The following is a 9837-nucleotide window of genomic DNA, read 5'->3' as shown; positions in this document are numbered from 1 at the left end:
CATAGGTGGAACAGAACTGATAAATCAACATATCTTTTCGCCTTTACGCAAATTTTTAGAAATTTATTCTCATTAACAAAAGCAGCCCCTGCTTTCTGAGCGAAAACAGGGGTTTTTCTACAGGCTGCGGGGAAGAATGTATTATCTATTCTTCCCCGTTTTTCATTTAATTCTCTTTTTTTCTTGTAAATCGAAGTAAAGCTTTGCCTACAGCCAAAGTAAGTATCGCAGCCACAATCGCCTCTGGAACTCCGTTAACCCCAATCACTCCTAAAATAACACCGTACAAAGCTTCCGCTGTCACTCCTCTTGCACCTGCATAACTGTCACGGAAAAACAAGAAAATCATATTCATGACTAAAATTGTATTTATCAAAGATCCTGCCAGTCCAGCTGCAATCAAAGGAAGGGTCTCTGCGTTTTCATGCCCTTTCATCAATGCTCTAATACCTCGGAACACATAAAAAGGAACGATACCTGTTAAAATCCGGGGCAAAAAGCAAATCACCAAACTCCAGCCGTTGCCATGCGCATCCCCTATCGAATAAAACGGTGAAAAAACAAATGAAGTAACGGTGGGGCTAAAGGTATTGGCAAGTAAGCTTGTAAGCCCAAATAAAGCCCCCAAAAATGCGCCTTTTTTGGGCCCCAGCATCACTGATCCAATAATTACTGGAATATGTATGATTGTAGCCCTTGTCACTCCCAACGGGATGTATCCCAAAGACGGTACCAATGCCATCACAATGATAATAGCGCTGAAAAACGCCAGTTGAACTAAACCTAATACTTTTGCATTTGATTTCAATGCAATGTCCCTCCCTTGTAATTTTTTTCTTACACAGCTAGTATACTTTTCTTTTTCAATTTCCAGATTCTTTTTAGTTTACCATATTTTTTATAAAATAGCAAGTATTCATTTCTCAATTAATATATTTCAATAAAAAAGATTGCCTCCAAGAAAAAAATGTGGTAAAATACCTAAAACAAAAATGTTTGCGCCCAATATTTAAAACCACAAGGAAGTGTATTATGCGGACACCTATTTTTGAACAAATTAAAAAATATTTCTTATACTTTTTTATGTATTCAATTATTGGCTGGCTTTACGAAGTCTTTCTGGAAGTAGTTGTATACCGCTGGGGCTATTCGGACCGCGGCATTTTATTTGGGCCGTACTGTCCTGTATATGGCTTTGGAGCACTCCTGTTTCTCTTTCTTGTATACCCCATGATTAAAAGAAAAAAACTTCAAACCCGTCTTCTTCTGCTGCCTGTTGTCTTTCTGCTCTGCGCTCTGAGCGCCACTTTACTCGAACTCATCACCTCATATCTTTGCGAGGCCGTTTTAGGTTCCTGGCCTTGGCAGACATACAGTCAATATGCCATAAATTTTCAGGCACGGATCGCACTTTCTCCATCCATTCGCTTTGGAATAGGCGGGGTTGTCTTTTTATATCTTCTTCAGCCTCTTTTTGAAAAGCTGACAACAGCTCTACCCCCTAAAATACTGACTTTTTTATTTGGAATTTTATCCGTTCTGTTTGTGGCCGACCTTTTTTCAACAATAATATTACATATTTTTACCTAATACAAACGAAGAGGCAGGCGCGGCAAGGCGCCTGCCTTATTCTTTTTTACATTTGTTTCCGAACGATCCGGTAATCATCATCGGATTGATAATAAGGGCAATCACGGAAAGAACGGGTACGGTATACATCATCCTCGTCCATATTCGCCAAACATACATAGCCGTGGTAATTCTCGTCATAAACATAATTCTTACAAGTATCGCAATTTTTCTTTCCAGCCATGGTACTCCCTCCTTATCATTTATTAATAATTACTTATCCGTTTTCTTCCTGCAATGTTTCCCACTCTTCATAGCACTCATCTAACTGTGCATGTTTCTTCTCAATTTCTATGGTTTTTTCTTCAGCAAGACGGTAATCCGTATATACCTCTTCCTGGGTCATTTCTTCCTGCAGTAAAGCAATTTCCTTTTCCAGCCAGGTAATTAATTCCTCAAGCTCCCGAATTCTCGTCTTTCGCTGAACCTCCTGCCTGCGCTGTTCTTTCGTACGATATCCGCCCGCCGGCGTTTTAGGATGAGAAACCGCACTGTTTTCTTCAACCTTTGCTGCCTCCTGCATTTGTTTACGCATAACATAATCATCATATTTCCCTTCATAAACCTGCATTCCATTCGCTGTCATTTCTAAAATCTTATCTGGTATCTTATTCAAAAGATAACGATCATGCGATACAAACAGCAGCGTCCCAGGATATTCCGACAATGCCCGTTCCAAAATTTCTTTTGAACTCAAATCCAAATGATTGGTCGGCTCATCCAGCAGCATTACGTTTGATTTTTCCAGCATTAAAATGCAAAATGCCAATTTTGCACGCTCACCACCGCTGATGACTTTCACCGGCTTAAACACATCATCACGGGTCAGAAGTACACTTCCCAGCACTTTTCGAATTTGTGCCTCCGGAATATGAGGAAACCGATCCCACAGTTCATCAATTGCCAGCCGTTCCGGATTCAGATTTAAATTTTCTTGCTCATAATAACTAATGCTGACATTCTTTCCCCATGTATAACTTCCATGCGCATGCGGTATCAGGCCAAGAATTGTTTTTAAAAAAGAGGATTTTCCAATTCCATTTTCACCAATAACCGCTATTTTTTCACCGCGCTTAACAGAAAGATCAATCCCCCGGCATAATACCTTTTGTTCTTCTCCAACAGCAATTTCCAAATTTTCTGTGGTCAAAACATCTTTATATGGTTCCCGCGTTATATCAAAACGCAGCCGGATCTGTTTCAATTCTCCTTCCGGCTTTTCCACCAATTCCATATTTTCCAGCGTCTTAATACGGGATTTTGCACTGTTTGCGGTAGATGCCCTTGCCAAATTCTTATCAATATAACTTTGCAAACGGGCAATCTCCAACTGCTGCGCTTCGTATTCCTTCTCCTGCCGCTGTCTGCGTTCTTCTTTTTGCACCCGGTAACTGCTGTAATTTCCTTTATACGTATATAGCCGACCCCGTTCCAATTCAAATACCTGACTGACCAGCTTATCTAAAAAATACCTGTCATGAGAAACCACCAGCACAGAGCCATTATACGCAAGAAGATAATTTTCCAGCCAGCCTAAAGTTTTAAAATCCAAATGATTCGTCGGTTCATCCAATATCAATAGCTGGGGCTCTTCCAACAGCAACCTGGCAATGGCCAGACGGGTTTTTTCTCCCCCGCTAAGCGTAGAAATAGGAGTTTGCAATTCTCGATCCATAAACCCCATTCCGTTGAGAACCGTTTTGATTTTTACATCAATCTGATAACCGTCCCGGCTATCAAAATATGCCTGTTTTTGCGCATATTCCTGTGTAATCCTCCGATACTCTCCGGAGTTCTGATCCATTATGGCTGCCATTTCCTTTTCCAGACTCCGCAGTTCCTGTTCCGTCCGCAAAACATCTGCAAAAACCTTGCGCATCTCTTCCAGAATCGTACTGGTACGATCCAATCCCGAATTTTGCTTCAAATATCCCAAGGTCAAGCCGTTGCTTCGGTATACCTCGCCACCATCATGCTCCAGCTCTCCCGTAAGAATATTCAAAAGGGTTGATTTTCCAGCGCCGTTTGCCCCAATCAAACCATAACAAACCTTTTCCTCAATCGTCATGGAAATATTTTTTAAAACCGGTTTCCCGGAAAAACTCTTGTTAATTTGGTTTAGTGAAAGTAACATAAAACTATCCTATTCTAAATAAAATCTATCATTTCTCTTATTTAGTATTATAATAATTTTTCCCATATATGTCAAGGTAATAGACAAATTCACAAATTACGCTATAATAAAATGAATAGAAGTCCAGGAGGGGAAAACATGCCAGCCAAAACCCTATTGACCGCACTCGCAGTGAAAGTTTTTGACCGCATTTGAAACAATAAATCGTATTGAAATCAATCAGGGACGCCAAAATTCGGCGTCCCTGATTTCATAATATCATTTTTTATCTCTGTACACGGCCGCTGCCATCGCCGCCGGCCAAATTTTCAACGTCAGAACGCGAAACCAGGTTAAAGTCACCCGGGATCGTATGTTTCAGGGCAGAAGCGGCAACGCCAAACTCCAGCGCCTCTTTAAAGTTTTTGCCATCCAAAAATCCGCATATGGTACCACCGGCAAAGGAATCACCGCCACCAACACGGTCTACAATGGGATGTACTCTGTATTCCTTGGAATGATAAAATTCCTGAGTATCTCTGGAATAAATGCAGGCAGACCAGCCATTATCCGATGCGCTGTGGCTGACACGCAAAGAACTGATGACATATTCAAAATTGAACTTCGCCACCATTTGCTTGAAAATATCTTCATAGCCGGCAAGTTCCAGATCACCGCTGGTAACATCCGTATTTCCAGGTTTAAATCCCAAAACTTTTTCCGCATCTTCTTCGTTTCCAATGCAGACATCTACATACTGCATCAAGTTGGTCATGATTTTCTGCGCTTTTTCACTGCTCCAAAGTTTCTTTCTGAAATTCAGATCCACAGACACCTTGACACCCTTTGCTTTTGCTGCTTTCAAGGCAGCTTCTGTCAGTTCCGCCGCCGCATCTGAAATTGCAGGCGTTATTCCAGTGAAGTGGAACCAATCAGCGCCTTCAAAGATAGCATCAAAATCAAAATCTTCAGCCGAAGCCTCAGCGATAGCAGAATGCGCCCGGTCATAAACCACATTCGATGCGCGCATTGCACTGCCGCTTTCCAGGAAATAAATTCCCAAACGTTCGCCGCCTTTTGCAATAAATTTCGTATCTACATTCATTTTCCGCAGAGCCGCTACAGCACACTCACCAATAGGGTTCTCCGGAACTTTGGTAACAAAAGCAGCATCATGTCCGTAATTAGCCAGAGAAACTGCCACATTCGCCTCTCCGCCTCCGTAACATACATCAAACTCATCTGCCTGAATAAATTTCTCATTTCCAGGGGTGGACAGTCTCAGCATAATCTCACCCATTGTTATTACTCTTGCCATTATAATAAACTCTCCTTTTTATTCTGTGAAATTTCCTTTTTAAATTACTGGCCGCGTGCTTCTTTAATCTTTTGAATAAATTCCTTTGCCGTAGCCGTAATCGCAGCATAATCTCCAGTTTTTGCTCCTTTGGTCAAAGAAGAACCGGCGCCAACCGCAACTGCGCCCGCTTTAATCCACTGATCCACATTGCTGACATCAACACCACCTGTTGGCATCATCTTTGCATGAGGCAACGGACCTCTGATATCCTTGATAATGGTTGGCCCAAACAGATCTGCAGGGAAAATTTTAACAATATCCGCTCCTGCCTCCATAGCAGTCAGAACTTCCGTAATTGTCATACAACCCGGCATATAAGGCACACGATACCGATTGCACAATTTTGCAGCTTCCAGATTAAAGCCCGGGCTGACAACAAAATTTGCTCCCGACAGAATTGCCTGCCGCGCTGTTTCACTATCCAAAACCGTTCCGGCTCCCAGCAGCATTTCTCCTTTATTATATTTATTTGCCAAAGCCTCAATCACGCGATGCGCTCCCGGCACAGTAAAGGTCAATTCAATAGAAGGACATCCACCTTCCAAACATGCATCGCTAATCCGAATGGCTTCTTCAGCAGAACTTGCCCGTACAACAGCAACCAATCCAGCTTCGGTCATTTTGGTAAGCACTTTTTCTTTTTCCATAATACAACATCCTTTCCTTAAAATAAAGTACCTCATCCAATCCAGTTTATTATACAACAAGAAAAAATGGAAAGCAATATCTTTTTTGACAAAATTACCACGGTTTTGAGGCCGTTTACCCCACACACTTTCCAAAGAAAAAGAGAAAAGAAAAAGAATAAAAAATCCACACAAAAAAATGATAATTTTTTTGACAAAACTTGTAGCTTTTTGGGCAATTCTTACAAAAAAATAGTGCTGGTTAAAAAAATAACAATTTTTCCTTGCAAATTTTCTGCAAATAATGTAAACTTATAATGAATTAATTCACGCTCAATATAATATACAAATTTGGGTAAACTTATAAAAGATGAAAAAAAAGGCTGGAGTCTTCCTGCCGTTTTATATTATTATGACAAACATCTTATCGCTGCTTTTAATTTTAATAGAGAAAACAGCACAGAAAGATTCAGGAGGTAATAAAAATGAGTGAAATTAAAAGAATTGGGGTTATGACAGCTGGCGGCGACTGCCCTGGTCTGAATGCAGTCATCCGCGCGGTAACCAAAACAGCTATTCAGAAATATAATCTTGAAGTAGTTGGCATCAAGCATGGTTACCGGGGTTTATATCTTGGCGGTGACGAATTTATTCCGCTGGATCTGCATAATGTATCTGGCATTATTTCTCGGGGCGGAACCATTTTATACAGTTCCAACAAAGATAATTTGTTTGATTACACCTATGTAGATGCACACGGTCAGGAACAGCATGGCGATGTATCCGATGTTGGCGTAGAAAATCTGAAAAAAGCCGGTATTGATGCGCTGATTGTAATTGGTGGCGATGGTACGCTGACCAGCGGCCGCGACTTTGCCAGAAAAGGGGTTAAGGTTATCGGCGTTCCGAAGACCATTGACAATGACCTGGCATCTACTGATACCACTTTCGGTTTTGATACCGCTGTGGCAACAGCAACGGAATCGATTGACCGTCTCCGTACTACTGCAGAATCTCACAGCCGTATTATTGTAGTCGAGGTTATGGGACGCTATGCAGGATTTATTGCTATTGCTTCTGCACTGGCAGGCGGCTGTGATGCTGCACTCATTCCTGAAATTCCTTATGATATTAACAAAGTTGCTGAAGCAATTAAGAAAAATCGTGCAAGAGGTAAGAATTTTGCAATTGTTGTAGTTGCAGAAGGCGCAAAACCTTTAGGCGGCGAAGTAACCGTTTCAAAAGTAGTAGCAGATAGCCCAGATCCGATTCGTTTGGGAGGCATCGGCGAGGTTGTATCTGAACAGCTGGAGCGGCTGGCTGGTTTGGAAAGCCGTGCAACCATTTTGGGTCATGTACAAAGAGGAGGTTCTCCGACTGCAAATGACCGTATTCTCTCTACCCGGTATGGTTCTTACGCTGTAGAACTCCTAATGCAAGGCAAATTTGGCAATATGGTAACCTTGAACGGTTCTCACTTAAGTTACGATTCCTTAGAAAATGTCATTGGGAAAAATAAGGCCGTTGAAGAAAGCAGCTACTGGATTCAGGCCGCACGCGCTATCAACATGTGCCTGGGAGACTAATTCCTTGTTTGAATGAAAATAGTCTGTAAGAAAATTTAGAAAAAGGACTTGCATTTTGCACTTTATTATGCTATAATATTTGACGCTTGTTAAAAATAAGCCGTTACGGCTTTTACATGACCGACTTTTATACCGAAAGAGGTGAAAACAATGAAGCAGGGAATTCATCCCGAATATAAGCAGACTACCATTAAATGTGCCTGCGGCAATGTCATCGAAACCGGTTCTACCAAAGAAGACATCCGTATCGAAATTTGTTCTGCCTGTCACCCTTTCTACACCGGTAAGCAGAAACTGGTTGACACCGGCGGCAGAGTAGATAAATTTAGAAAGCGTTATGGTCTGGATAAATAATTCTGGTTCTTTACGCCACATTTCATGAAATGTCAAAGATACGCTGGTTTCTTCTGAAACCGGCGTTTTTGCTTTTTTACTTCCCGTCTTTCTGGACAGAAAGGATGAAAATAATGATAAAAGCCGCAATTTTTGATTTTAATGGAACATTATTTTTTGATACAGAAAAACATCAACAGGCCTGGCGCCTTTACGGTGAGCAGTTGTTAGGCCGTCCTGTTACCGAAAACGAATTTCAAACATCTATGCTTGGAAGAAACAATACCTTAATACTGACTTTTCTTCTAGGCCGCCAGCCCACTCCCCATGAAGTTCTTAAAATGGGAGGGGAAAAAGAAGCCAAATACCGAGAACTTTGCTTAAAAGACCCAGATAACTTTCATCTCGCTCCCGGTGCAGAAGAATTTCTGACTTCTTTATCCAAGGCCTCCATTCCTATGACGATTGCCACTTCTTCTGACCGTGAAAATCTTGATTTTTACTTTCGTTCTTTTGATTTAAACCGTTGGTTTCAAAAAGAAAATTGTATCTATGAAGATGGCAGCTTCCCTGGAAAACCAGCGCCGGATATTTACTTGCGTGCCGCTCAAAAGCTTGGTATTCCTCCCAAGGACTGTACCGTCTTTGAAGATGCGCTTTCTGGTATTCGTTCAGCACAAAGCGCAGGAATTGGCAAGATTATTGCTGTGGCTTCTTCCGCTCCCCCTGTCTTTTTTAAAGAAAGCGGTGCGTATAAAGTTATTTCTGATTATACTTGTATCGATCTTCATGAAACAATAAATAATGCACAAAAATAAATGCAAAATATGTTGAATTTTACTCTTGACACTTATATTTTCTGATGTATAATAAAGTTGAAGTTTGACAAAACTTTAACAATTAAACAAAATATAAGGAGGATATTGTTATGGCACGTTTTACACTTCCCAGAGATATTTATTATGGTAAAGGTTCCATGGAAGAATTAAAGAATTTAAAAGGGAAAAAAGCAGTCATCGTTCTTGGCGGCGGTTCCATGAAACGTTTCGGTTTTTTGGACAAAGCTGTTTCTTATCTGCAGCAAGCAGGAATTGAAGTTAAGCTGTTTGAAAATGTAGAACCGGATCCTTCAGTTGAAACTGTCATGAAAGGCGCAGCTATGATGCGGGAATTTGAACCAGACTGGATCATTTCCATGGGCGGCGGTTCTCCTATTGATGCCGCAAAAGCAATGTGGGTATTTTATGAATATCCAGATACCAGCTTTGAAGATATTATTCAACCCTTCTCCTTCCCGGAGCTGCGTACAAAAGCGAAGTTCCTTGCGATTCCCTCTACCTCGGGAACTGCAACAGAAGTTACCGCTTTTTCTGTTATTACTGACTATGCAAAGGGCATTAAATATCCGCTGGCTGATTTTAATATTACGCCAGATATAGCAATCGTAGATCCCGAACTGGCAGAAACTATGCCGCAAAAATTGACAGCACATACCGGAATGGACGCATTAACCCACGCCATTGAAGCATATGTATCCACACTAAACTCTCCGTTTACCGATCCGCTTGCACTGAAAGCAATACATATGGTGTTTGATTATCTTCCTTCCTCCTATAGCGGTGATATGTCTGCAAGAGAACAAATGCACTACGCTCAGTGCCTTGCCGGTATGGCTTTTTCTAATGCACTGTTGGGCATTGTCCATTCTATGGCACACAAAACAGGTGCCGCATTTAGTACAGGTCATATTCCGCATGGCTGCGCAAACGCGATTTATCTACCTTATGTCATTCAGTATAATGCAAAAAATGAGACAGCGAAAAAACGGTATGCAGATATTGCTCGTTTTGTAGGAATGTCTGGCACAGATGATGAGCTAGTGACCGCTCTTTGTGACAAAATCAACGAATATAATACCCATTTGAATATTCCTCACACCTTAAAAGAATTTGGTATCAATGAGGAAGAATTTAATCAGAAATTGGATTCGATTGCGGAATTGGCTGTCAGCGACGCCTGCACTGGTTCTAATCCACGTTCCATCACACCAAAAGAAATGGCACAGCTCTTAAAATGCACTTACTACGGAACAAAAGTTGATTTTTAATATATCCACTCATACCCCAATGCCCTTGCTCGACATTCACTGGCAAGGGCATTCTATTCTTTATGAAATGCAAAGAAGAAATG

The 9837-nt window shown here is 41.2% G+C and carries 11 protein-coding genes; 6 read left to right on the top strand and 5 right to left on the bottom strand.

Features of this window, described 5'->3' with window-relative positions; translation table 11 throughout:
• Window positions 1-166 precede the first annotated feature (166 nt).
• Window positions 167-808, bottom strand: a complete 642-nt coding sequence (locus INF28_RS09110) for an ECF transporter S component (protein ID WP_226393159.1) — start codon at window positions 806-808, stop codon at window positions 167-169.
• Window positions 809-1083: 275 nt separating this feature from the next.
• On the opposite strand from INF28_RS09110, the gene INF28_RS09105 reads away from it, so the two are divergent.
• Window positions 1084-1590, top strand: coding sequence for a putative ABC transporter permease (locus INF28_RS09105; protein ID WP_264175737.1), 507 nt, complete (start codon window positions 1084-1086; stop codon window positions 1588-1590).
• Between the two features lie 46 nt (window positions 1591-1636).
• Here INF28_RS09105 and INF28_RS09100 read toward each other — a convergent pair whose 3' ends face one another.
• The 4 genes from INF28_RS09100 to INF28_RS09085 form a co-directional block, all read right to left on the bottom strand.
• Window positions 1637-1813, bottom strand: a complete 177-nt coding sequence (locus INF28_RS09100; RefSeq protein ID WP_226393157.1) for a DUF6472 family protein — start codon at window positions 1811-1813, stop codon at window positions 1637-1639.
• Window positions 1814-1846: 33 nt separating this feature from the next.
• Window positions 1847-3763: an ABC-F family ATP-binding cassette domain-containing protein gene (locus INF28_RS09095; RefSeq protein WP_226393156.1), complete on the bottom strand. Its 1917-nt coding sequence runs from the start codon at window positions 3761-3763 to the stop codon at window positions 1847-1849.
• Between the two features lie 265 nt (window positions 3764-4028).
• Complete coding sequence (locus INF28_RS09090; protein ID WP_226393155.1) at window positions 4029-5060, bottom strand: sugar kinase; 1032 nt, start codon at window positions 5058-5060, stop codon at window positions 4029-4031.
• Between the two features lie 44 nt (window positions 5061-5104).
• Window positions 5105-5749 (bottom strand): bifunctional 2-keto-4-hydroxyglutarate aldolase/2-keto-3-deoxy-6-phosphogluconate aldolase, encoded by a 645-nt coding sequence (locus INF28_RS09085; RefSeq protein ID WP_226393154.1) that lies wholly within the window; start codon window positions 5747-5749, stop codon window positions 5105-5107.
• 66 nt (window positions 5750-5815) lie between these two features.
• Here INF28_RS09085 and INF28_RS09080 point away from each other — a divergent pair, with 66 nt between their 5' ends.
• From INF28_RS09080 to INF28_RS09060, 5 genes are all read left to right on the top strand, one after another.
• Window positions 5816-6046, top strand: a complete 231-nt coding sequence (locus INF28_RS09080; protein ID WP_226393153.1) for a hypothetical protein — start codon at window positions 5816-5818, stop codon at window positions 6044-6046.
• Window positions 6047-6213: 167 nt separating this feature from the next.
• Window positions 6214-7314 (top strand): 6-phosphofructokinase, encoded by a 1101-nt coding sequence (locus INF28_RS09075; RefSeq protein ID WP_226393152.1) that lies wholly within the window; start codon window positions 6214-6216, stop codon window positions 7312-7314.
• Between the two features lie 150 nt (window positions 7315-7464).
• Complete coding sequence (gene rpmE, locus INF28_RS09070; RefSeq protein ID WP_226393151.1) at window positions 7465-7668, top strand: 50S ribosomal protein L31; 204 nt, start codon at window positions 7465-7467, stop codon at window positions 7666-7668.
• Between the two features lie 113 nt (window positions 7669-7781).
• Window positions 7782-8465: an HAD family hydrolase gene (locus tag INF28_RS09065; protein ID WP_226393150.1), complete on the top strand. Its 684-nt coding sequence runs from the start codon at window positions 7782-7784 to the stop codon at window positions 8463-8465.
• A 110-nt stretch (window positions 8466-8575) separates the two neighbouring features.
• Window positions 8576-9754, top strand: coding sequence for an iron-containing alcohol dehydrogenase (locus INF28_RS09060; protein ID WP_226393149.1), 1179 nt, complete (start codon window positions 8576-8578; stop codon window positions 9752-9754).
• The last annotated feature ends 83 nt before the right edge of the window (window positions 9755-9837 follow it).

The sequence above is a fragment of the Ructibacterium gallinarum genome (assembly GCF_014982785.1).
Classification (GTDB): Bacteria; Bacillota; Clostridia; order Monoglobales; family Monoglobaceae; genus Ructibacterium; species Ructibacterium gallinarum.
This window is presented reverse-complemented; position numbering and strand designations above follow the sequence as displayed.

Excerpts from the sequence above, each read along its gene's own strand:
- INF28_RS09105 (WP_264175737.1), top strand. The coding sequence starts at position 1,084 with ATGTATTCAATTATTGGCTGGCTTTACGAAGTCTTTCTGGAAGTAGTT.
- INF28_RS09100 (WP_226393157.1), bottom strand. The coding sequence starts at position 1,813 with ATGGCTGGAAAGAAAAATTGCGATACTTGTAAGAATTATGTTTATGAC.
- INF28_RS09095 (WP_226393156.1), bottom strand. The coding sequence starts at position 3,763 with ATGTTACTTTCACTAAACCAAATTAACAAGAGTTTTTCCGGGAAACCG.
- INF28_RS09090 (WP_226393155.1), bottom strand. The coding sequence starts at position 5,060 with ATGGCAAGAGTAATAACAATGGGTGAGATTATGCTGAGACTGTCCACC.
- INF28_RS09085 (WP_226393154.1), bottom strand. The coding sequence starts at position 5,749 with ATGGAAAAAGAAAAAGTGCTTACCAAAATGACCGAAGCTGGATTGGTT.
- INF28_RS09080 (WP_226393153.1), top strand. The coding sequence starts at position 5,816 with ATGGAAAGCAATATCTTTTTTGACAAAATTACCACGGTTTTGAGGCCG.
- INF28_RS09075 (WP_226393152.1), top strand. The coding sequence starts at position 6,214 with ATGAGTGAAATTAAAAGAATTGGGGTTATGACAGCTGGCGGCGACTGC.
- rpmE (WP_226393151.1), top strand. The coding sequence starts at position 7,465 with ATGAAGCAGGGAATTCATCCCGAATATAAGCAGACTACCATTAAATGT.
- INF28_RS09065 (WP_226393150.1), top strand. The coding sequence starts at position 7,782 with ATGATAAAAGCCGCAATTTTTGATTTTAATGGAACATTATTTTTTGAT.
- INF28_RS09060 (WP_226393149.1), top strand. The coding sequence starts at position 8,576 with ATGGCACGTTTTACACTTCCCAGAGATATTTATTATGGTAAAGGTTCC.